This window comes from Oligoflexia bacterium, from assembly GCA_035326705.1.
In the GTDB taxonomy this organism is placed as follows: domain Bacteria; phylum Bdellovibrionota_G; class JALEGL01; order JALEGL01; family JALEGL01; genus JALEGL01.
Genome location: DAOLES010000001.1, coordinates 138,714 through 162,529, shown reverse-complemented (window position 1 = coordinate 162,529; position 23,816 = coordinate 138,714). Strand labels below are relative to the sequence as shown.

Below are 23,816 nucleotides of genomic sequence, written 5' to 3'. Positions count from 1 at the left end.
TGAGATTTTTCATTAAAAAATTTGGAGCAAGCTTATGCAACAACGTTTACTCATTCTAGGCAATAATATTTTGTATGAAGCCCTTAAAAACTGTGAATCTAACAATAAAAATCTAGACATACATTACTTGTCAACGCATGATGTCTTAACTAAAAAAGATCTACATGATTACATTATTCAACATCGTATAGATTACTTATACCCGACATCCATAAACTGGCGTGATTTTATAGATGAAGCTTTCCTTAAAACACACAATATAAAAACGTTAGCCGTGAATCAACATGCCCTAGCAATTGAAAAAGATCGATTTTTTGCTAAAACTTTATGTGATACATACAATATAGCTTTTGTTGATTCTTATGCTTTTTGCAATCAAAACAATGCCTTAAATTTCATAAAAAAAAATCCTGCCGCCTATGTCATTAAAAATAGATTTTCATCTCCAATGAGTAAAGTAAAAACAACTGTTTGTACCAGTTATGCACAAACACTGACCTTATTAAAGCAAACTGACTGCAGCGATGGTGTTTTTTTGCAAAAGTATGCTGGACAAAATGAAGCCGGTCATACGGTATTTATCAACCATGGAAAGATTTATCCTCTATGCACCAACCAAGAGTATAAAAAACTATACACAGGCAATTTAGGTGAAACATTATCTACACCAATGGGTGGACTTATTGAAATGGATCAAAATGATCGTTACCAATTGGTGAAGCAACTTATTACACCACTTAAACCTTGGTTTAAAAAAATTAATTATTGCGGTCCTTTGCAAGTAACTGCAATAAGAAGCAATAATCTATGGCAGGTATTAGAATTTAACACTCGTTTGGGCGTTAGTTCTGGCCCCATGATTATGCTAAGTATAGATAATTTTTTTAATACTTTTAAAAAACTACACCTTAGTAAAGCTTTTGATATAAAAATTAAAGCAAATAAAACTTATTCATGTCTACTTCATATCGTATCGCACCAATATCCAAATAAAAACCAACACTATCATTATCCTATTCAAAAAAAAACACATGCTGACTGTGCTTATTTTTGGGAGGATGTCATTAAAAAAGGGAACTCTTTACATGCAAAACAAGGTCACAGTATTGTTAACATCATTGCATCAGATGATAATTTAAACGCTTGTTTAAAGAAGCTATATGACTATGCAAAAGATATTCAGTCTTATGGAAGTTTTTATAGAACCGATATTGGTAAAACCCTTTGGCCTTTATAAGAGACACTACATGATTTCACCCAACCAAATTGATATTAATTTTGATGCACTTAAGAATAATCTTAAAATTATAACTCAAGATATGCCAAAAAACCTAAAGATCTGCTGTGTAGTCAAGGACAACGCTTATGGTCACGATGCATGTCAAATGGTTAGTTTTTTAACAAAGCATTTAAATCCTTATATGTTTGCTGTGGCCAATATAACTGAAGCTTTAAAAATAAAACCCTACGCAAAAAACACACCCATTCTTGTTCTAGGTGAACCTAGTTTACAAAGCATCCCCTACTGTATTGATAACGGTTTTATTTTTACAATTTCCACATTATGGCAAGCTCAGTATTCAAATAAAATTTCTTCTAAACTTGGAAAAGTTACTCATTGTCATATTAATATTGATACGGGTCTTGGAAGGTTTGGAGTACGTCACAATGATTTTAATTTTTTTTTCAATCAAATTCTAAATTATCCTAACCTTATTATCTCAGGGTTAATGACTCATTTTGCCCAGTCTGATGCAAATAATAAAGACTATGCCAACTTACAACTTTCACGCTTTAAACTCTGCCTTAACAGTATATCTTCATTTATAAAGCAGAATAAACCAATAGTTCATGCTTGTAATTCAGGTGGTTATTTGGACATACCTATGGCTCACTTTGACATGGTACGGCTTGGTATCCTTTTATCTGGACTCCACCCTTCAAATACCTGTCGACAGCTTAAAGAGTTAGAACCTATCTTAACTTTGAAAACAAAAATATGTTCTATTAAAAAATTTTACCCAGGCGACTGTATTGGTTACGGAATGCATTACAAAGTAAAATCTACTGCAATTATTGCTGCAATACCTTTAGGTTATGGCCAAGGCTACCCAAGAATAAGAAACAAAGGTTATGTGTTAATCCATGGGCAAAAAGCTCCTATCGTTGGCGGTAATGCAATGGATGCATGTATGATCGATGTAAGTCAAATTCAAAATGTTAAATTAGATGACGATGTCATCTTAATTGGTCAACAAGGAAACGAACAAATTGGTTTTGATGACCTTGCTGGATGGGAAAATACAGTTTCATACAATATAATGACCCGTCTTGGTCATTGTCCAATCAAAAAAAACTTTATCCAAAATAATCATTACAAAAATATGACAAATACTCATAAAACTATTAAGGAGATAAGTTATGAATAATCCAAGCTTTAGCAGTTTATTACCTCCTATTTTAGCTATTATTTTAGGTTTTGTTACCAAGCAAGTCTATATTTCTTTGTTGGCAGGTATTTGGTTGGGTGCGTTTTTATTGCATGATGGCAGTATCTTTTCTGCTTTTTTTAAAAGCTTTGATACCTATTTATTAAATGCTTTGGGCGACGGTGACCATGCAGCAATATTAATCAGTACTCTTTTTATTGGAGCTATTAGCAGTCTCATTCAATATAATGGTGGCACTCGTGCTATGGTCAACTGGATCAGTTCAAAAGCTAAAGGTGCTAAAAGTATTCAGCTGAGTACTTGGTTTCTTGGTCTTTGTATTTTCTTTGATGATTATGCCAATAGTTTAATCTTAGGTAAAACCATGCGTCCCCTATATGACAAGTATAAAATATCAAGAGAAAAACTGGCTTTCATTGTTGATGCTACCAGTGCTCCCATTGCAAGTATTGCCTTGGTATCAACTTGGATCAGTACAGAAGTGGGTCTCATTGGTGATGCCTTAAAAGATATGCATTTTGAGAGTCCTGTCAGTGCCTATCAAATGTTTATCAACTCTTTGCCTTATAGATTTTACCCTTTACTCATGATCTTTTTTGTATTTTACACTATCTACAAAGGTAAAGATCTTTGGACCATGGCAAAGTATTCAAAGCTGAGTGACTCACCCATTGATATCAGCACCCGCATTGATACAAGTCACGATGATATCTATAACAACACATCTTCCAGTATTTTTGCGATTGTTCCTTTATTGTTTTTAATTTTATCGTGTTTAACCAGCTTGTTTATTACTGGTTATCAATCTCTTGGCCAAAATCATGGTTTGAGTGGAATTGGTTTTCTTCAAGAAGCTTTAGGTAATGCTGATGCATACAAAAGCTTAATTTGGGGAACAAGTTTAAGTTTAGTGTTTACCATTCTTTTTAGCTTATTTGGAAAAACCTTAAATACAGAAAAGTCTATGCAAGCTATCATGAATGGTTTTGAGAGCATGCTTCCTGCTTGTGTTATTTTGGTTTTGGCATGGGCCTTAGCGCAAGTCACTAAAGACTTAAAAAGTGCTGAGTATATTTTACAACTCTTGCAAGGCAAGATTTCACCTTACTTTATTCCAGCTATGACCTTTTTAACTGCGGCAATTGTTTCTTTTGCTACTGGAACAAGTTATGGAACCATGGCAATCATCATGCCTATTTCAGCTCCATTGGCTTACTCTATAGCTTCTGAGTCTGGCATAAGTCCCGCAGATATTCAAATGTTGGTAACCGCAAGCGTTGGTTCAGTATTAGCTGGATCTATTTTTGGAGATCATTGTTCTCCAATTTCTGATACAACCGTAATGTCAGCTTCTTCATCAGAGTGTAATTTAATGACCCACGTTCAAACCCAACTTCCCTATGCTTTATTGGTTGCATTAGTGGGTTTATTGGTGGGAGAATCTGCATTAATTTTGGGTTTTTCACCCTTTATTAGCTTATTGTTAGGAATTGTAATATTAATTGCAACTGTCAATATTTTTGGAAAAACTAACGCAAGCGACCCCTCATGATAGAACAAATAAAAACCCTCTTCGACTTACAACAGCTCCCTATATTTATGGAAAACTGGGGGTGGTTATCCTATCCTATTTTATTTGCCATTATTTTTGCAGAGACAGGCTTATTAATTGGTTTTTTTTTCCCTGGTGATTCCCTTTTGTTCATTACTGGATTTGCAGCAAGTACGGGCATTCTAAATATTGTTTGGCTTAATATTTTACTGATTATTGCGGCCATTGTAGGGGATACGGTTGGCTATTTTTTAGGTAGAACCTCAGGGGACCGTATACAATTCAAAGACAATTCTCTTTTTTTTAAAAAGTCTCACCTTGAAAAAACTCAAGCGTTTTACAATAAGCATGGTGGTAAAACCATTGTATTGGCGCGTTTTGTTCCAATTGTAAGGACTTTTGCTCCCTTTGTGGCTGGCATGGCAAATATGAATTATAAAAAGTTTGTTAGTTATAATATATTTGGTGGTATTGCATGGATCACCTCAATGACTATGGCAGGTTACTTTTTAGGCAATGTACCCATTATTAAACAAAACTTTGAAAAAGCTGTTTTACTGATTATCTTCATCTCACTTATTCCAGTCTTTGGTGGCGTTATAAGCTCAAGACTGAGTAAAAAATAATCTTATCAGGCTTGACAATGGCTCTCAACATGATATCTACGACTACTTCCAAATAGATTTTTGGGATACATTATTGAATATAAATTACTGATTTTACGAGCAAAAAGCTCATGTATAAGGAAACTTAAATGGCAAGATATACAGGACCAAGATTGAAAGTTATGCGTGCACTGGGTGCAGATTTGCCCGGTCTATCAAGAAAAAGACCAGAGCGTCGCCCTTACCCACCAGGACAACATGGTGATAAACGGAAAAAGAAAAGTGTATATGGTACACAGCTAATTGAAAAGCAAAAAGTACGTTACAACTACGGTTTAGGTGAAAGACAATTAAGAAGAGCTGTTTCTCAGTCTTTCCGTAAAAAAGGTGATCCTGGTAAAAACTTGTTAGATATTTTAGAAAGACGTTTAGACAACGTTGTATATTGCGTTGGTTTTGCTCCTTCAATTGCAGCTGCTCGTCAATTGGTAGCTCATGGTAAAATCTTAGTCAATGGTAAACGTGTAGATGTTGCCTCTTACCAAACCAAACAAGGTGAAGAAATATCTTTGACTGAAAAAGGTAAAAAAATGATTTTTGTTCAGTCTGAAGTTGAAGAACGCAAAGCAACTGGCAACCACCCAGAATGGTCACGTTATGATGATGCAAACATGACAGCAACCTTAACCTCAACACCGGGTAGAGAAGACTTTCCATTTGTAGTGGAAATTCCAATGGTCATCGAGTATTATTCTAGATTGGTTAAATAAGCTGTTCTTTACAATATCCTTTAAAAAAGCCTATGCACTGAAAACTGCATAGGCTTTTTTTATTACATGAAAAAGTTATGATTAATCATTAATCTATAATTATTATTTGTACCTGTCTTCAGGCAGGATTGCTACGTGCGGTAAGTTTCTGTAATAGCCTTGATAATCAAAGCCAAAGCCGACAACATAATGATTTTCAATTTCAAACCCAAGATAATCTATATCTACATCTATTTCTCGTCTCGAAGGTTTAGAGAACAGTGACGCTATCTTTAATGACTTTGGATTTTGCTTTAAAAACTCTTTTTTAACCTCATGCAATGTAATGCCGGTATCAATAATATCCTCAACAATAATCACATGTTTATTGCTAATATCTTGCAATAAGTTAAGACGCCACGATAGTTTTCCACTTGATTCAGTTGAGTCGCCATAACTTGAGACTGATATAAAATCTATATTAAGCGGTAATTTAATTTCTTCAATTAAATGCACTAAAAATTGAACTGCTCCGTTTAAAACACCAATACATAAAATCTCTTTATCTTGATAGTCTCTTGTAATTTGCTGTCCTAATTCATGTATTTTCTTTTTTAGTTGTTCTTGGCTAATAAGTGCAGGTAAAAAGTAATCTTTTGGATAATCTAACATAGTCATCTACCTCTTAATTTTTTTGAAAATACTGATTTAAAATATTTTTGAGCTTTTGGCTGCTTTGCTGACCAACCTCTAATACTTCTTTATGGTCAAGCTTACCTTTTCTTCCTTTTTCTGACATACCTGCCGCTTTATTGCTGATACAAGCAATACCTGCCACTTTTAGCTGATGATGTCTTGCCACCATAGCTTCAGGAACCATAGACATTCCAATTGCATCTGCACCTAAAATTGCCCAACGCTTTATCTCTGCAGGTGTCTCGTACTCTGGGCCCCAGTGCCAAACATAAACACCTTCTTGGGTAAAAATATCTGCTTGTTTTGCAGCTCTTTTTAAGTCTTGTAAAAAAGCATCATCATAAACTTCTGTTAGATCTAAAAATCTTGGTCCAAACTCATCCAAATTTGGCCCTCTAAATGGACTCATTCCAGTACTATTGATATGATCATTTAAGAACATAATATCGCCTGGATTGTAGTTTTCATTAATTCCTCCAGCTGCACAAGTAAGAATAACATGGCTCACCCCTAATCCAGCAGCAACTCTAATAGGTATAGCACACTCAGCAGGGTCATAACCTTGATAACTATGAAATCTTCCAGTTAATACCCAGGCATAGTCATCACTACCATTAATTTTATAAAGCCTCACTTCACCTTTGTGCCCCTCTATTATATGTTCAGGAAACCCGGGAATTTCTTTATATGCAAATGCATGAATCATTTCCCAATCATCAATCGCTTCACTGAGCCCAGAACCCAAAACAATGAGATATTTTGCTTTTATATTCGCTACATTAGCATCTGATAAATATTCCACTGCAGTCTTTATTTTTGCTCTCAATATTTCTACATCAATCATGTTGGCTGACATATATTGTAAGCCTTTAAAACACAACCTAGAGCTAATTTTTAATCATTTTCATTTGAAGCATCACATATAACCTGCTATTAAGACTTCAATATAACCATAATTGAATTGGGGGTTTACAATGAAAAAACTATCTTTATTATTTAGCATTTGTTTTCTAATTTTCAGTCATCAATCTGCTATTGCTCAAACCAATACTGACGATGTACATATAGCTAATCAAGTTGAGCGTTACTTAGCAAAAACAATAAATACTTATCAAATTGGGCAACATGCTTACTACGCAAGAAAAGCATTGGCTTCAGCTTTAGCGGCCTTTAATGAAGGTAACTACGGTATTGGTGCCCTTGTACTTTTAGTTAATGATGGTGTTATTTATGAGTTTCCCGGACGTAACGCAATGGTAACAGGCCCTGGTATAACTGACCATGCCGAAGCAAGAGCTTTAGAAGATGCAGTTGCCTATAAACATTACTTAAATAATGGCAAAAACCAATACAATCTTGAAATGAGTGAAGAAAACATAGCTCGATCTAACCTAGTTGAGCCTGTTACCAGTTACCCTGTCAATACAAACAAAGGCACTCAACAATTTAGTAAAGATGGCTATTACGTTTATGGAACTTTAGAGCCTTGTCCCATGTGTATGGTGATGATTATCAATGCTAAAGCAAATCTATCTATTTCATCCGCCATAGATGGTGATCTGGTTCAAAATGAGTTCTTAGGGAAAGATTCCCTTCAAAAAACCTCAAATGCTGGTGCCATGGCGATTGGCGAAAAATTCAAATACAACCCATTTGTATGGCAATGGATTGCTGGCGGTCAAAATCTTAGTTTTAAGCAACTCTCAACGGATGATAAAGATCTTATAAACCTCAGTGAAAAAATATTTTCTACAACTCGTGAGGAAATTGATGCCAAGCTTGGATCAAATTAGTAAAGCTGAATAGTTAACGTTATCATCAATAAAAAGCCTATGCACTGAAAACTGCATAGGCTTTTTTTATGAGAGTCGTGCTTTTAATCAGCTCATGATTCTATAAAATAGTATTACCAGAAAAAAAGATCCCAGCAATATTTCCAGTTAAATAGGCTGCCAGTGCCCCAGTAAACATCGCTTTTAAACCTAACTTAGCTAAGTCAGAAGATCTACTAGGGGCAATTGCTCTTATACCGCCAATTTGAATCGCGATGGAAGCAAAGTTAGCAAAGCCACATAAGCCATAGGTTACAATCACAACTGACCTAGGATGCAATTGAATCACACCTTCCTTTAAAATATGAGTCAAGTTTAAGTAACCCACAAATTCTGTTAAGATCAACTTCTCTCCTAGAAGCGTTGCTACGGTCATGGCATCCTGAGGATAAACCCCCATCATCAAAGCAATAGGGTAATGCGTCCAACCCAAGATTTTTTGCAAACTTAAACTATCAATGCCTAGCATAGAGCCAAAGTAACCAATAATGGCATTAATCATAGCCAATAAAGCCATAAAAGCTATCAACATGGCGCCAATGTTTAAAGCTAAGTGTAATCCAGAGGCAGCTCCTGTAGCCGCTGCATCCAAAACATTCACATCTTCAGTTTCTACATTCATAGCAACTTCACCTTGAGTTAAGGGTTTTTCAGTTTCAGGAAAAACTACCTTGGCTAGCATCAATGCTGCTGGAGCAGATAAAACCGATGCAGAAATCAAATGTCCTGCAATGTTTGGAAACACCTCATGTAGCATTCCAATATACGCTGCCATAACACCGCCAGCAACGGTAGCAAATCCACCTGTCATCATGGACATGATTTCTGATTGAGTCATCTTAGGAATATAAGGTTTTACTGCAATAGGGGCTTCAGACTGGCCAAAGAAAATATTGGCCGACGCTGTCAAAGCTTCAGCACCTGATACTTTCATGGTTTTTTGCATCACCCAAGCAAAAGCTTTAACCAGTACTTGCATAACTTTTATATAATAAAGAACACCAATCAATGAGGAAAAGAAAATAACCGTTGTCAGAACTTCAAAGGCAAACACAAAATCTGATCCAGGCGCAGCACCTTCTTTAGTAGCCATACTACGGGTTGCCAAACCACCAAAAACAAATTTTCCGCCCTCTGTAGCGTATCCAATTAAAGTCACCGCTAAATCATTCATCCAAAGAAATAAAGTTTTACCTACAGGCAAAACAAAAACAAAAATGGCAATGAGAAATTGTAAGCCTAATCCCCACAGAACTTGACGCCATGGAAATGCTTTTTTATTGTTTGACATCAACCATGCGATACCAATAATACCGACTATACCCAATAAAGACACTAAGTTATACAACATTTTCCAACCCTTTATTTAAACACTTTATACAAACAAAAACTAATCAATATTAACACTGTTGATATCGATAAACTCATCATTATCCAGCCACCTAATGTCATAACATCTCCTTCAATACGTTGTATAGCAAGCCAATAAACTTATTTATTAATTATATCTGTTCCCATAATTTTCGGTGTTTATGTATTAAAAACAAAATGCCGGCCAAAATCACGCCAATAAAAGCAACACTTACCCCAGCAATTCCATCGCTAACCAAGCTTTTAAAATATGCTGGCGCATTATTGATTGAAAAGCCAATAAATATAACCAATAAATAGATGGGTGTAACATACTTTAAAATAGGTTTAACAAAGCCTGGAATATTGATGCTGGCACCTTTATGGGCTTCTTCAAACCCTTTATCCACACCAAAGATCCAAGCAAAAATAATAGACTGAATCATGGCTAAAACAAAAATTAAAAAGGTTCCAACCCAAAAATCCATGGTGTCCAGAGCTTTTAGATCTTTAGAAAAATACACAACAAACCCTGCACCAATGGCACTGACCAAGGCAACGCTTTTAATGGCTTTTTTATGTTCAACCCCAATTTCTTTTACAAAGGCAAATACAGGCTGAATCATAGACAAACTACTGGTCACCGCCGCTAAAAACAGCATAAAAAACCACAAAAAGCCAAAAAACTGACCTGCGGGCATTTGTGCAAATACATTAGGTAAAGCATTAAAACCTAAACCAAAGGTAGAGCCAGAAACACTCGCCAAACCTGCTCCCATAAAGATAAATGCAGCCGGTAGTGTAATTAATCCTCCAAGACAAACTTCAAAAAACTCGTTCATGCTACACGCAGTCAAGCCACTTAAAACTACATCATCTTTTTCTCTCAGGTAACTGGCGTAATTAATGATAACCCCAAAACCAACTGATAAACTGAAAAAGATTTGGCTGGCTGCTGCCAACCATGTTTGAGGGTCTGTAAGCTTAGAAAAGTTTGGATTCCACATAAAACCTAAACCACCAATAACAGACTGCTCAGGTAAGCTTGGATCAGGTGTCTTTAAGGTCAATACTCTAATCAGGACACATAATGCACACACTGTCATAATGGGGATGGCGACTTTAACAAAACGCTCAATACCGGACATGAGTCCCTTTGCAATCAAAAAGAAATTAAAGGCAAAGGTAAATGCTAAGACTAAAATAACCTTAATACTACCACCATGAAAAAGAGCACCATCTGCAGAAATACCAACCTGTTGCGCAAAAAAATCGCTGTAAGCTTTGGCATCGTTGCCTTTCATTAAACTTCCACTTAGATAATCTAGGGCGTAACTTAAGCACCAAGCCTCAATCACAACATAGTACATAAAAATAACCAAAGGAATCAGTATGGCCAAAGACCCTAAATATTTAGAAATTCTATTTTTCCACAAGCTTTGAAAAACGCCTGGAGCACTATGAAAACCTTTTAGCCCACCGTATCTTGCCATGGTCCACTCTGCCCAAGCCAAAGGGATGCCTATCAGCAAGAGAGAAACAAAGTATGGAATCATAAATGCTCCACCACCGTTTTGGGCAGCTTGCCCAGGAAACCTTAAAAAGTTCCCCAAACCAACTGCTGAGCCTGCAACGGCCATGATAACGCCTAATTTAGATCCCCATGACTCTCTATTGTTTTTTCCCATATTTACTTTTCCTTACCTTTTTAGACTATAAAGTCAGCCATTTAATATTTAAAATAAAAATGAAACCCTACGGGTATCTCTATACGATGAAGTGCCTCATCAGACATTAAAAAATCATATTGCAGTGAAAGTCCTATTGCCACAGAACGCGTCAACAAGTAGTTGACCCCAGCACCCAGCCTTAAATTTAGCCCACCTCCTTGCGGCACATTGGCTACACCTAAGCCTACTTGCGCATAGGGTAAGATTCGGTCATGATCAGGAAGATAAAGTTTAATATTGGGTAAGACTCTAAATTGTGACTGACTATCTACATCTTGTATAAACAGTTCAATCCCCGGAGCCAAGTTTTTAGATATAAAATAGTTGCCTCCAACTTGAAAGGTGAAAACACTTGGCCCCGCATTATCACCATAAAAGCTACTATTGAGCTTTAAATCGAGTTCAACGTCACCCACACCTACATTGTAATAATTATCATTATTAATTTTTTCTGTTGTTGATGGATAAAGTACCCCAATGATGGAAAAAATTGGTATAAGTAATATAAATTGAATATAAGCTTTCATTAATGTTTTTTACAAAAGCAAAGACTGGGAAATTATTCAACTTTTTTGTTCAATTTATTTTGTTTGTATTAAAAGCCCTATGAAATCATTTGCAGATACCACGCATCGCCTTGACTTCATTAAGTTTATTGTTGCAAGGTTTTTTTCTGTTATATCCTTTCAAATACAGTCCCTTGCTATTGCTTGGTTTATTTATGATTTAACTTCAGACCCTTTAAGCCTAGGCTATATTGGCTTAAGTCAGTTTTTGCCGATGGCATTTTTTTCTCCCTATGCTGGAACCTGCGCAGATAAGTACGATAAAAAAAACATCATTAGAACATGCTTTTTTTTTGGTACCTGCATATCATTTGCTTTAGCTGGTCTAAGTTACAACAACAATTTAAATCAAAATGCTATCTACCTTTTAATGACTGCCTTGGGAGTTGTAAGAGCTTTTGTTGGTGCCGCCACCCAATCTTTTTTACCCAATATTGTTGCAAAAAATGAATTTTCTCAACATGTAGCAAAAACAAGCTCGGCATGGCAAATTGCTATCATTATAGGCCCATCGTTAGGAGGATTTTTGTATGCTTACTTTATCAATGCAATTTACATGACTTATCTCATTTCTGGTGTTTTTTTATTCTTATCCTTACTTTGCTTTATTAGCATTGAAAGCTCTTCTATAAGTCAAGCCTTAAGCAGCTCTTTTTTTAATCAGATCAAAGAAGGTTTTATTTTTCTAAAAAAAGAATCAAGACTTTTGGGGGCTATATCTCTTGATTTATTTGCAGTACTGCTTGGTGGTGCAACGGCACTTCTCCCCATTTATGCAAAAGACATTTTACACGTTGGGCCTCAAGGTTTAGGTGTTTTAAAAAGTGCCCCTGCTCTTGGAGCAACTTTAATGGCAATATTATTAAGTTACAAACCTATTAAACGTAATATTGGGAAACGTATGTTACTTGCAGTATTATGTTTTGGGCTATTTACTTTAGGCTTTGCTTTGTCTAAATCCTTTATCTTAAGTATTTTTTTCTTATTTTGTATGGGAGCAAGTGATATTATCAGCGTTGTTACCAGAGGAACCTTGGTACAAGTTTTAACTCCTTCAAACATGCGTGGTAGAATAAGTGCCATCAACCTCATGTTTATTGGAGCATCCAATGAGTTAGGAGAATTTGAATCTGGTATAACCGCAAAATGGTTTGGTACAATTTGGGCGGCTGCATTGGGAGGTATAGGCACAATTTTAATTGCACTATCATGGAAAAAATTATTCCCAAGTTTATGGAACTTGGATGAGCTTCATAAAGAGGATATACAATGAGACTCAGCATTATTGATCTTGGCAGTAATTCCGTAAGATTTGATGTTTACCAACTGTACGGCAATCTAGATTACCAAAAACTGTACAGTGAAAAACTGATGATTAAACTAGGAAAAGATGTTTTTTCTCAAGGTTACTTTTCTAAGCCAACCATTCATAACACAGTCCAAGTTTTTAAACATTTTAATCAAATTTGCCAAAGCTTGGGTGTTGATCAAACTTATGCTTATGCTACCGCTGCTGTAAGACAAGCAAAAAATAAGAAACTGCTTATCAATGCAGTTTTTAAAAATTCTAGCATTAAACTAATTGAAATTAGTGGCCATCAAGAAGCAAAAATTATTTATCAAGGGCTAAAACAACACATTAACCAACCTCAACAACAAAATTTTATATGTGTAGATATTGGCGGTGGCAGCACTGAAATTACTCTCAACAATAAATCAAAAGTATTTCATCATAGCATTCCTCTTGGATCATCTTTGATTAAAGAACAATTTATTAAAAGCTCTCCCCCCTCTACTCAAGAACTTCAACTGTTTCAAGATCATATCACTGGTTATTTAAAAAAACATTTAGCTAAATGGCCAAAAGTAAGCTCATTAGAAGCATACGGTTCAAGTGGAACGGTCAAAGGTATTGTTAAAGTATTAAATAGTGGTGACTATATTGATAAAAAATGCTCTCCTAACAGCTTATCAAAATTAATTAAAAAAACTTCTACCTATAGCTACGAACAGCTCAAAAAAGTTCCTTATTTAGAAGAAAAAAGAATTGATATGTTCACCGGAGGCAACATACTTCTAGATGAAATTTTAAAGTTTTTTAATTGTGCAAGCTTGCGCTACACAGATATTGCCTTGAAAGAAGGTTTACTCAATCTAACTCTAAAAACTAAAAAAACTAAATATGTCAAAGTACAAAACATTGATTTTTCTTCTTCATTTTTTAAACATCATATTTTATCCCCATATCAAAGACAATCCTTAGTTCTATTTAATAAACTTTTTAAAAAATTATTGGATGCGGATAAAGACTTGATCAACCTATCCATGATTGCTCTTGTCATTGGCTTAATCTGCAATTCAAAAAAACCAACTTACCGTTTTTCTGATTACCAAGCTCTGGCACAAGATTTCCCTTTTTATAATTCTAAAAATGACTACTCTTCTATTGTTTCTATTTTTAAATTAATGCTTGAGATGACCGCGATTAAACCTCAAAAAAAAGAAACATATACATATAAAAAAATTGCTATTGCTTTAAAACTCTTTCTTTGGTGCTTTGATAAAAATCCACAATGGATTAAAAATTATAAAATTTCTAAAAAAACATTTTTAATAAAAATTCCAATAACAAGCTTTTTGCAACAAAAACAATTTGATCAAATAAAAAAATCATTTGAAGAACTGTTTGATCTTAAAATAAAACTTTTGTAAGACTATACATTAAAACAATTATGCTGACAGATAACAAACAAAAATTTGGCTGGGTAAAGGGTGTTTATATTCCAAGCATACTGACTATTTTTGGTGCAGTTATGTTCTTAAGAATGGGTTGGATGTTGGGACAAGTAGGGTTAGTGTCCTCCTTAATTATTGTAACTTTATCATCCTTAATAACATTTCTAACAGCTCTATCCATTGCTTCTACAGCCACAAACATGAAAATTGAAGGTGGCGGTGCTTACTTCATGATCTCAAGATCATTTGGTCTTGAAGCAGGTGCTGCAGTTGGAATACCTTTATTTTTTGCCCAAAGCTTAGGCATTGCCTTTTATATCACAGGTTTTGCTGAGTCAGTCATAATGTTATTTCCCTTTATTCCTGAGCTTCCACTAAAGCTTTTATTTCTTGGTCTGACAGGCTTTACAGCTTATAAATCTACTGACTTTGCATTAAGAACTCAGGGCATCATTTTAGTTTTGATTGCAATATCGATTGCATCATTTTTTCTTGGGCAAGATACCAGTTATAGCTCTAGCCTTGACACTCTGATTCAACCCAAAGCTTCTTTTTGGGCAGTATTTGCGGTTTTTTTTCCTGCCGTTACGGGTATAGAAGCCGGTTTATCCATGTCAGGTGATTTAAAAAATGCTTCCAAGGCATTACCTATTGGCACTCTATTGGCTGTCATTACTGGATTCATCGTTTATGCACTATTCGTCATTAAATTAGATAGTTTAGACCTTACAAATGATGTTTTATTAAGCGATTCCCTTATTATTAAAACAGTCGCCTTGATTCCTTTGTTTGTAATCTTGGGATTATGGGGGTCAACTTTATCAAGTGCATTGGGTGCAATGCTAGGTGCCCCAAGAACTTTGCAAGCATTGGCAAAAGATAGAGTTGTTTTTTCATTTTTTGCTAAAGGCTCAGATGAAAAAGACATCCCCCAACGTGCCACATTTTTTTCTTTACTTGTTGCTGCCTGTGTTTTTTTCTTGGGTGACCTAAATGCAATTGCATCCATTTTATCTATGTTCTTTTTAACTTCATATGGTTTTCTTAATTTATCTGCTGCTTTTGAACAATTGATGGGCAACCCATCATGGCGTCCTGAGTTTAAAACTCATTTTCTAACCAGTTTGTTTGGTGCTATTGGTTGTTTGGCAGCCATGCTTATGATTAATGCTGGCGCCACTTTTATTGCAATAGCTTGTGTTGCTAGCATTTATATCATCACAAAAAAAAGAAATTTAGGCAGTCATTGGTCTGATATTAGAAGAGGTTTATGGATGAGCGTGGTCAGAAATGCTATTTATAGGCTTGACGGTATGGAACCGGATGCACGTTCATGGCGACCCAATATTTATGCTCTTACTGGCTCACCCAAAAGTCGTTGGTCTCTTGTTCAATTTGCAAACATGCTTACTAAAGATAAAGGTTTTTTGAGCCTTGGTGCCAGCATTACTGGTGATAAGTTTACTGATGACAGAAGTGTTCAACTTGAAAAATCAATCAAAGACTTTCTAAATAAAAAGCATATATCAGCTTTGGTTTCCGTTACGATTGGTGAAAACACTTGGAAAAGTATAAAAAACAGTATTTTTAGTTACGGCATGGGCCCTATTAGACCCAACACCATACTTTTTGGTGATTGTGATAAAGATGAAAACTTACCTGATTATATTTCTTTAATACAATCTTGTTACAGAAAAGAAAAAAATGTTCTCATTTTAAAAAATAGAAATGATGATGAAAAAGAAGAATTAGAATTATCACAACATCTATCTTTAAAAAGGATTGATATCTGGTGGGGTCGTGAGCAACAAAATGCAAATCTAATGTTGGCGTTAGCTCATCTCATGCAACAATTCTCTCCTCAAGGCAAAACCAATATCTTCTTAAAAACAACAACTCGAGAAGGTGAAGATCAAGAGCAAGCTTTAGAAGTTTTAAAACAATTTGTAAAGTCTGGCCGTTTGAATATTACGCCAGAAGTATTTATTTGTGAAAAAAATCAAAATCCATTTGAAGTAATTCAACAAAACTCTAACGGAGCAGATTTAGTTTTTCTTGGCATGCGCTCTCCTCAAGCAGAAGAGAGTGTTGACTCATACATTGATTATTACACTTCACTAAGAAAGAAGACAGAAAAATTACCCTTAACCTGTATTACTTTGGCCAGCGAAGATATTAACTTTAAAGAAATTTTTAACTGATTTGTTTGTTTTTAGGGTGAATCGCTTTTATAGTCATTTAATAAAGTCATGGTGCACGAGGAGAAATTTATATTTTATGAAAAGCGAAAGCCTTGAGGGCGTAAGCCGGATCAGCTGAGTATTCATAAAATATAATTTGTCCTAAATATTTTTTAAACCACTATAGATACAGTTACAATCTGTTATTATTGTATCCTGTGCATAGCAGCCCCCTCGTAAATAAAACAAATGTTTATAATTTTAATCTTAACGTACTGCTGATAGTTTTTGTTAAAGGTTTATTCAAATCATATTCTTTAGCTAATTTTTCAAACTGAGAAAAGGCATCTATTGTATTTTGTATGATATCCTTTGCTTGTCGTTTTGACAGGTTACAATATTGTGCAAAACTCAATAAGTCCTGTTGTTGAAAGTCATTTCCTTTGCCATTCAGTGTAATTTGATGAGTCTTAGTCCACTGTCCTGTTGGATCATAGGCGTAAGTCATATCAAACGCCGGTGATAACGACCACTGCCCTGTTCTATCCATCAAGAAGCCAAAATTTTTAGTATGATCATCTTGATTTCTACCAATAATATTAAACATTGCCCGCTTAAAAAGCTTAACGATATCGCTCTGTGGTAAGTTCAATTGACGCATCAGTAAAACCAATTGTTCATAGCTATAAGCCAGTGTTTCATCTCTATGGGCATGTGCTAAGCCACACCATGAAGCGTAATGCAGTTTATCCAACTTTTCATTTTTTAAAACTCTATCAAAACGTTCTATTAAAAAATGCCTTTGCCCGTGTATTTCTAACAATTGACATCTTGGCATATCAATACCGCACTTCTGGGCTATCATTGAATAGATATACTCCACAACAGTCATACCTTTAGGATCTTTACCATCTCTATCTTGATTGTTATCCACCCCATCAAATTTAACCAACCAATGGCTGTAGTCTTGTGGGTTCATCACATTGGGTGGTAAAACGTCTCCATTTTTTTTATGAATAGCTACTAAAGCTTTTGCTCTAGCGCCCCCAGCACTTGTTCCAACTCTTAGAAGATCAAACACCACTTGTTGGTCTTTGCTGTTTTTTATTTTTTGTAGAAATTTTTGTTCTCTGGATAATATAACTTGGCTTAATTCTGCCAATGCATTCAAATCTAACATGCCTCCCATATATCCATCATTTTCATTCATATTGAGAGCTGGCTGATATTCAAGTGCTCCCATCCCACGTTGCCCAACATAAAGTAAACGGTCTATCGCACTGATTTCATTTGAAGCATAACCTTTGCTGGCCATATGTTGATCTATCAACTGATTACCAAATTTATCTGGCAAACTATCTACCAAAATACCTGGTAAACCTTTGAATGTTCTTTGACTTATATTGGGAAAAGAAAAGACCCCAGGTCTTAGCGGCATAGAGATTGGTGACAGTTGAATATTAGAATTTAAAAACTTGGGATGATATTCAAATAGTGCAAGACTCTGATCATTTTTTTTATAGGACACAGCTCCTATTGTTGTACCCCATAAATGAATACTGCATGGGGGCGTCATTGTTCATCTCCCCAATGAAATGTAGGCTCTTTTTTATTTTTCTTTTTATGTATTCTTGCCGGGTGTTCTTTTGACTTATTTTCTATCTCATTGATTGGGCTAAATTTTTCATTTTCAGGAATCATTGTTTCTAAATGACTTAACAAACCTGCCCCTCTAAGAATTTTTATAAAATTGAGTAAAGAAATATTTCTGCCTTTTTTAAAACTTGCCAGCGCGTCTTTTTTAACGCCACCCCTTTTAAAGATATCTTGGTCCTGCATCTGTTGGACCCTACGGTAATCCTCAAAACGCTCACCTAAAATTTTTAAAATTTGTTGATCTGACAAAAGCTCTAAATTCATAAATCTATTTTAACCGATTTAATTCTAAAAATAAAGCATTAAAATCGGTTAAAACAGATTATTTTTAAAGCTGTTTTATTGGCTTTTGGTTCTGGATGCTTGATAAATCCAACAAGCCACTCCAATTGTGACCAAGGTTCCAAGAACAACTGTGACTGCTTCAGAAACTTCCCAAGCAGGACCCGTAATATTTTTATACGCAAAAATGGCCAAGAAAACCCCCATCAAAGACTCTCCGGCAATCAACCCAGATGAGATTAATGTACCTTTTTTAAGGCTATTTTTATTGTTGTTGCCAGCTTTAGAAACTAAATAATGCATGACTCCGCCCAACATGATGGGTACAGAAATACCAACCGGCAAATAAATACCTACAGCTACCGGCATAACATACAGTTTAATTGAGCTTTTATTGGCTTCAAGAGACATGTTCACAATTAAAATTAAAATTGCGATTGCTGCACCAACAGCAATATATTCCCATGGTAACGCGACATCACCAAAAAAGCCCTCTGCCAAAGATGCAAAAAGACCAGCTTGTGGAGCAGGCAGATCTTTTCCCCCTATTCCACCTGTACCCGCATTAATAGAACCTTCATGGATTGCTGTTAATACTGGCGCCATAACAAAAGAAGCAACAATAACACCAATGATTTGCATCCATTGTTGTTTTCTTGGACTTGCTCCAACCAACTGTCCGGTTTTTAAATCATTACAAACATCTCCTGCTGTACAACACACACAACAAACTACTCCTGCTACAACCAAAACTGCAACAATACCTTGGGTTCCTGTAAAACCAAAAACGTACAACAACAAGCCTGTCATTAATACTGCAGTGATTGTCATTCCTGAAACTGGACTATTAGAATTACCCACCAAGCCCACAATGTAACTTGCAACAGCCGTAAAAAAGAACGCTGCAATAAAAATAATGACGGTTGTCAGTACAGTAATTTTTATATCATGGTTTAACAGTTGATAGTAAGTAGCGGCAACTGTGAGCAAAGTAGCAACCGTCAGACCTATAATTGCTTTCCCAGGAATATTTCTTTCTGTCTCAGGCACGTCTTGTGAACCTGATAGATTAGACATTTGTGCAAAAAGTTCTTTAACCGCCCCAACCATACTGTGACGCACCTTAAAAATAGAAGCTATTCCTCCAATAATCATAGCTCCCACCCCAATGTATCTAATTTTTGTACTCCATAAACCATAAGCCATATCAATTGCAGAACCATCCATTTGAGCAGGATCTACGTTAGAAATCACAGGAATTGCAATCAACCAGCCTATACATCCACCAAGAAAAACCTGCGTTGCAACCGATAAGCCTACAATATAGCCAACACCGATCAAAGCAGGCGACACATCAAAACCAAAGCAAAATAACTTTTTGCCAAAAACTGCAGCACCTTCCACGGTTGAAGCAATGATATGAAAAAACTTTTTACCAAACTCAAAAATACCGCCAATTCCCACTGCAGCAAAAAGCATTTTTAAATTGGAAGTGCTATCTTCCTCATCATCTTCACTGGCAGTCAATATTTCAGCACAAGCGACACCTTCAGGAAATTTTAATTCCGTAGACTCAACCACAAAAACTTTACGCATGGGAATCATGAACAAAACTCCTAGTAACCCCCCAGTCATACTGACCAAAGTTGTCATCCAAAAATCAAATTCAGTCCAAATACCAATTATAATAAGTGCTGGCATGGTAAAAATAACACCCGCGGCCAGAGATTCCCCCGCAGAAGCTGCTGTTTGAACCAAATTGGCTTCTAAGATTGATTTTCGTCTAAACACCCCACGCAAAATTCCTAAAGCGATAACAGCCGCTGGAATAGAAGCGCTGACGGTCATCCCCACCTTTAAACCAAGATAAACATTGGCTGCTCCCATAACAATAGACAAAATAATGCCTAAAAAAACTGAAAAAAACGAAAACTCTTTAATTTTATTTGCTTGCATTGAACCTGCTAATCGTAATTTTTTTTATGCGTCAACAATTTAAATAAAATTAAACATCTTTCTTAAAATATAAATTAAATTATTGCTCACTATTATTTTTGACAAGATCACCCAAGTCATTCATTTATGTGTTCATGAGAACATTGATATTTTCAGTTATTATTGCACTTTATCTGTTTATCTTTTTGCTGAGTCAGTTATCAAAAGTTTATCTTGGTTTTCTATACATACTGATACCTCTAACTTTTATTGCTTTATGGGATGTTGTTCAAAAAAAACATACCATACTTCGTAACTTCCCAATTTTAGGGCATTTAAGATATATCTTTGAAAATATTCGCCCAGAAATCAGTCAATATTTTATTGAATCTGATACCAATGGTGCCCCCATCAACCGTGAATATAGATCTGTGGTTTATCAACGATCTAAAGATCAATTGGATACTGTCCCTTTTGGAACCAAAAGAGATGTATATGAAGAAGGTTATGAATGGGTCAGCCACTCCATTTTTACCAAGCCATTTTTTGAACATCACTTGAAATTTAGTTTGGGTAACCAACAGTGCAAACAACCCTACAGCATGAGTTTACTTAACATATCAGCCATGAGCTTTGGTTCATTAAGTAGCAATGCTATTATGGCCTTAAACAAAGGTGCAAAAATTGGAAACTTTGCTCACAATACCGGTGAAGGAGGAGTTTCACCTTACCACTTAAAGTATGGTGGAGATTTAATTTGGCAAATCGGAACAGGTTATTTTGGTGCAAGAAAACAAAATGGTGATTTTTGTCCTGAAAACTTTAAGGATCAAGCAAGCCATCCAAATATTAAAGTCATCGAGCTTAAATTATCACAAGGAGCAAAGCCAGGACATGGAGGTATACTGCCAGCAAAGAAATTAACCCCTGAATTGGCAGCCATTAGAAAAGTTCCTATGGGGCAAGATGTTTTATCTCCGCCTTCGCATTCTGCATTTTCAAATACTACAGAAATGCTACACTTTATCCAAAACTTAAGGGAATTGAGTGGGGGCAAACCTGTAGGCATAAAACTATGCGTAGGTAAACCCAGTGAATTTATTGATATCTGTAAAAGTATTCTTAAAACCGGCATATATCCCGACTATTTTGCCATTGACGGTGGAGAAGGTGGTACAGGAGCTGCTCCAATTGAATACACAAACTCTGTGGGAATGCCTTTAATTGATGGTCTTGTATTTGCTCACCAAACACTATGTGGATTTGATATTAGAGATAAAATAAAAGTTTTGGCATCCGGCAAAGTGCTTACAAGTTTTCATATGGTAAAATTAATTGCTCTGGGTGCTGATGCCTGCTACAGCGCACGCGCAATGATGCTAGCTCTGGGTTGTATCCAAGCACTTAAATGCAATAACAACACCTGTCCTACAGGTGTTGCCACACAAAAACAAAGCTTGGTAAAAGGTTTAGATGTTGATTTAAAAGCAAAACGGATTGCGGAGTTTCATAAAGAGACCTTAAAATGTTTTGGTGAAATGTTAAGTTCTATGGGCTTAGACACCCCCTGTCAACTTAAACCAGAACATATTTTTAGGCGTGTAGATCCAACTCATGTTAAAAATTATGCACAATTATTTCCTAAAATAGAAAAAGGAATATTGTTAAAAAAGCCATTTCCATCAACATACAAACATGTTATGTCTGGCGATTGATTAATTTTTCTAGCGTATATTTTACTATTATACTTTAAATGGAGTCCATAATGAAAACCATTAAGATAAACAGTTTTGGCACAGCGTTACTTAGTAACCCAAAACTTAATAAAGGAACAGCATTCAGTAAAGAAGAGCGAGCAAAATTTAAACTAAATGGTTTACTACCTCACAGAGTAAGTACTTTAGATGAGCAATGCCAACGTATATATGATGAAATCCAAAAGAAAAACTCTGACTTAGAAAAACATATTGCATTGGTTGCTCTACAAAACCGCAATGAAACTTTGTATTATAAAGTTCTAAGTACATATTTAGACGAGCTTATGCCAATTGTTTATACACCGACTGTAGGAGAAGCATGTCAAAAGTTCAGTCACATATATAGACAAATGCAAGGAGTTTGGATCACGCCAGACCATAAAGGGTCTATTCTTGAAACCTTAGAGAATTATCCTAATAAAAATATTCGTTTGATTGTTGTGACCGACAATGAACGTATTTTAGGTTTAGGAGACTTAGGAGCAGGAGGCATGGGGATTCCTATTGGAAAGCTTGCTCTGTATGTGATTGCAGCAGGCATCCATCCATCACAAACATTAGCGATCAGTCTTGATTTAGGAACCAACAATCAAGACTTACTCAATGACAAAAAGTATCTTGGCTGGCCACAAAAAAGAATTGAAGGCAGTAACTATAAAGAAATCCTAGATGAATTTGTTTTTGCTGTTAAGCAAGTTTTTCCAAAAGCATTGATCCAATGGGAAGACTTTAAAAAAGAAAATGCTTCCATGCTGTTGAAAAGACATAAAAACAGAATTCCAAACTTTAATGATGACATCCAAGGTACCGCTGCTGTTGCAATGGCTTGTATGCGATCCGCCTGTAAAAAAACAAAAACTAAACTGCTAAACCATAGAGTACTTATTGTTGGAGCTGGAGCTGCTGGTTTGGGCATTGCTGACCTATTAAAACAATATTACCAATTTAAAAAATTAAGCAAACAAGAAATCAACACTCGCATTGCGCTCACTGATAGCAAGGGGTTATTAATTGAAGATCCTGATCATGATGAAGAAAAACAAACGCTTGCTTGGTCAAAAACTACGCAAGAACAGTATAATATTCAAACCGAAGATTTAAACAATCTTGAAACCATGGTTAAAAAATACAAACCTACAATCATTATTGGTACCTCAGGACAAAAAGGCTTAATCAATAAAACAATAGTTAATTGCATGCTTTCTTATACTGAGACTCCCATTATTTTTCCTTTTTCAAACCCTAACACTAATTCTGAAGCAACGCCTCAAGATCTCATAGAATGGTCAGATGGAAAGGCAATTGTTGCTACCGGCAGCCCATTTGGAAAAGTTGAATATAAAAACACACTTTACACAATCAGCCAAGGTAACAACGTATATGTATTTCCTGGTATAGGTTTAGGCGCTATTGTATCTGGAACAAGAACCATCACAGAAGGTATGTTTACTGTAGCTGCAAAAGCAATTGGTGAAATGATGACACAAGATGATATTGACAAAGGACAATTGCTCCCTCCTTTATCAAAACTTAGAGAAACCAGTAAAAACATTGCCTACAGAGTTTGGGAAGAAGCTGACAGACTAGGCATTAACCGTAATCCATTTAACAGTAAAAGTAGAGATATCATAGAAGCAAAAATGTGGGACCCACAATATGATATTTATGAACTATGAGTTCATTGAGTATCAATATTTAGTAAAAGATTTAAACATTTTTTAATTAGTTAGCATAAAAATA

The 23,816-nt window shown here is 35.5% G+C and carries 19 protein-coding genes; 11 read left to right on the top strand and 8 right to left on the bottom strand.

Annotation, left to right across the window (positions count from 1 at the left end; all coding sequences use genetic code 11):
• The first annotated feature begins 34 nt into the window (after nt 1–34).
• The 5 genes from PKC21_00770 to rpsD all read left to right on the top strand — a co-directional run bounded on the left by PKC21_00770 (nt 35) and on the right by rpsD (nt 5,377).
• The gene (locus tag PKC21_00770; protein ID HMR23861.1) at nt 35–1,237 is read left to right on the top strand and encodes a hypothetical protein; all 1,203 of its coding nucleotides are present in this window, start codon (nt 35–37) and stop codon (nt 1,235–1,237) included.
• Nucleotides 1,188–2,429, top strand: a complete 1,242-nt coding sequence (gene alr, locus PKC21_00765; protein HMR23860.1) for an alanine racemase — start codon at nt 1,188–1,190, stop codon at nt 2,427–2,429. Before PKC21_00770 ends, alr begins: the two co-directional genes overlap by 50 nt.
• The gene (locus PKC21_00760; GenBank protein HMR23859.1) at nt 2,422–4,002 is read left to right on the top strand and encodes a Na+/H+ antiporter NhaC family protein; all 1,581 of its coding nucleotides are present in this window, start codon (nt 2,422–2,424) and stop codon (nt 4,000–4,002) included. Before alr ends, PKC21_00760 begins: the two co-directional genes overlap by 8 nt.
• A complete protein-coding gene (locus tag PKC21_00755) occupies nt 3,999–4,628 on the top strand; it encodes a VTT domain-containing protein (GenBank protein HMR23858.1) in 630 nt (209 codons plus the stop codon). The genes PKC21_00760 and PKC21_00755 overlap by 4 nt, the downstream gene beginning before the upstream one ends.
• Before the next feature lie 128 nt (nt 4,629–4,756).
• Nucleotides 4,757–5,377 (top strand): 30S ribosomal protein S4, encoded by a 621-nt coding sequence (gene rpsD, locus PKC21_00750; protein ID HMR23857.1) that lies wholly within the window; start codon nt 4,757–4,759, stop codon nt 5,375–5,377.
• 102 nt (nt 5,378–5,479) lie between these two features.
• Here the strand turns inward: rpsD and hpt are convergent, their stop codons facing one another.
• Together hpt and PKC21_00740 are read right to left on the bottom strand one after the other, a co-directional pair.
• Nucleotides 5,480–6,034, bottom strand: coding sequence for a hypoxanthine phosphoribosyltransferase (gene hpt, locus PKC21_00745; GenBank protein ID HMR23856.1), 555 nt, complete (start codon nt 6,032–6,034; stop codon nt 5,480–5,482).
• Between the two features lie 7 nt (nt 6,035–6,041).
• Nucleotides 6,042–6,908 (bottom strand): purine-nucleoside phosphorylase, encoded by an 867-nt coding sequence (locus PKC21_00740; GenBank protein HMR23855.1) that lies wholly within the window; start codon nt 6,906–6,908, stop codon nt 6,042–6,044.
• A gap of 118 nt (nt 6,909–7,026) precedes the next feature.
• Between PKC21_00740 and PKC21_00735 the strand changes: the two genes are divergently transcribed.
• Nucleotides 7,027–7,845, top strand: coding sequence for a hypothetical protein (locus PKC21_00735; GenBank protein HMR23854.1), 819 nt, complete (start codon nt 7,027–7,029; stop codon nt 7,843–7,845).
• Between the two features lie 100 nt (nt 7,846–7,945).
• Here PKC21_00735 and PKC21_00730 read toward each other — a convergent pair whose 3' ends face one another.
• From PKC21_00730 to PKC21_00720, 3 genes are all read right to left on the bottom strand, one after another.
• On the bottom strand, nt 7,946–9,235 hold the full coding sequence (locus PKC21_00730) for a nucleoside transporter C-terminal domain-containing protein (GenBank protein ID HMR23853.1): 1,290 nt from the start codon (nt 9,233–9,235) through the stop codon (nt 7,946–7,948).
• Between the two features lie 151 nt (nt 9,236–9,386).
• Nucleotides 9,387–10,922 carry a sodium-dependent transporter gene (locus PKC21_00725; protein HMR23852.1) on the bottom strand — a complete coding sequence of 512 codons (1,536 nt, stop codon included), beginning with the start codon at nt 10,920–10,922 and terminating at the stop codon, nt 9,387–9,389.
• Between the two features lie 41 nt (nt 10,923–10,963).
• On the bottom strand, nt 10,964–11,491 hold the full coding sequence (locus PKC21_00720) for a hypothetical protein (protein ID HMR23851.1): 528 nt from the start codon (nt 11,489–11,491) through the stop codon (nt 10,964–10,966).
• Between the two features lie 79 nt (nt 11,492–11,570).
• Here PKC21_00720 and PKC21_00715 point away from each other — a divergent pair, with 79 nt between their 5' ends.
• Genes PKC21_00715 through PKC21_00705 form a run of 3 tightly spaced genes read left to right on the top strand, consistent with a single transcriptional unit; the run spans nt 11,571 to nt 16,467 of the window.
• A complete protein-coding gene (locus PKC21_00715) occupies nt 11,571–12,803 on the top strand; it encodes an MFS transporter (GenBank protein HMR23850.1) in 1,233 nt (410 codons plus the stop codon).
• Entirely contained in the window at nt 12,800–14,242 is a 1,443-nt protein-coding gene (locus tag PKC21_00710; GenBank protein ID HMR23849.1) for a hypothetical protein, read from the top strand. The genes PKC21_00715 and PKC21_00710 overlap by 4 nt, the downstream gene beginning before the upstream one ends.
• A gap of 20 nt (nt 14,243–14,262) precedes the next feature.
• Complete coding sequence (locus PKC21_00705; GenBank protein ID HMR23848.1) at nt 14,263–16,467, top strand: Na-K-Cl cotransporter; 2,205 nt, start codon at nt 14,263–14,265, stop codon at nt 16,465–16,467.
• Between the two features lie 232 nt (nt 16,468–16,699).
• Here PKC21_00705 and PKC21_00700 read toward each other — a convergent pair whose 3' ends face one another.
• From PKC21_00700 to PKC21_00690, 3 genes are all read right to left on the bottom strand, one after another.
• The gene (locus tag PKC21_00700) at nt 16,700–18,022 is read right to left on the bottom strand and encodes a type II toxin-antitoxin system HipA family toxin (GenBank protein HMR23847.1); all 1,323 of its coding nucleotides are present in this window, start codon (nt 18,020–18,022) and stop codon (nt 16,700–16,702) included.
• Nucleotides 18,019–18,366, bottom strand: a complete 348-nt coding sequence (locus tag PKC21_00695; GenBank protein ID HMR23846.1) for a transcriptional regulator, XRE family protein — start codon at nt 18,364–18,366, stop codon at nt 18,019–18,021. The genes PKC21_00700 and PKC21_00695 overlap by 4 nt, the downstream gene beginning before the upstream one ends.
• Nucleotides 18,367–18,441: 75 nt before the next feature.
• A complete protein-coding gene (locus tag PKC21_00690) occupies nt 18,442–20,340 on the bottom strand; it encodes an oligopeptide transporter, OPT family (GenBank protein ID HMR23845.1) in 1,899 nt (632 codons plus the stop codon).
• A 134-nt stretch (nt 20,341–20,474) separates the two neighbouring features.
• Here PKC21_00690 and PKC21_00685 point away from each other — a divergent pair, with 134 nt between their 5' ends.
• Together PKC21_00685 and PKC21_00680 are read left to right on the top strand one after the other, a co-directional pair.
• Nucleotides 20,475–22,034: an FMN-binding glutamate synthase family protein gene (locus tag PKC21_00685; protein ID HMR23844.1), complete on the top strand. Its 1,560-nt coding sequence runs from the start codon at nt 20,475–20,477 to the stop codon at nt 22,032–22,034.
• A 50-nt stretch (nt 22,035–22,084) separates the two neighbouring features.
• On the top strand, nt 22,085–23,752 hold the full coding sequence (locus PKC21_00680; GenBank protein ID HMR23843.1) for an NAD-dependent malic enzyme: 1,668 nt from the start codon (nt 22,085–22,087) through the stop codon (nt 23,750–23,752).
• The last annotated feature ends 64 nt before the right edge of the window (nt 23,753–23,816 follow it).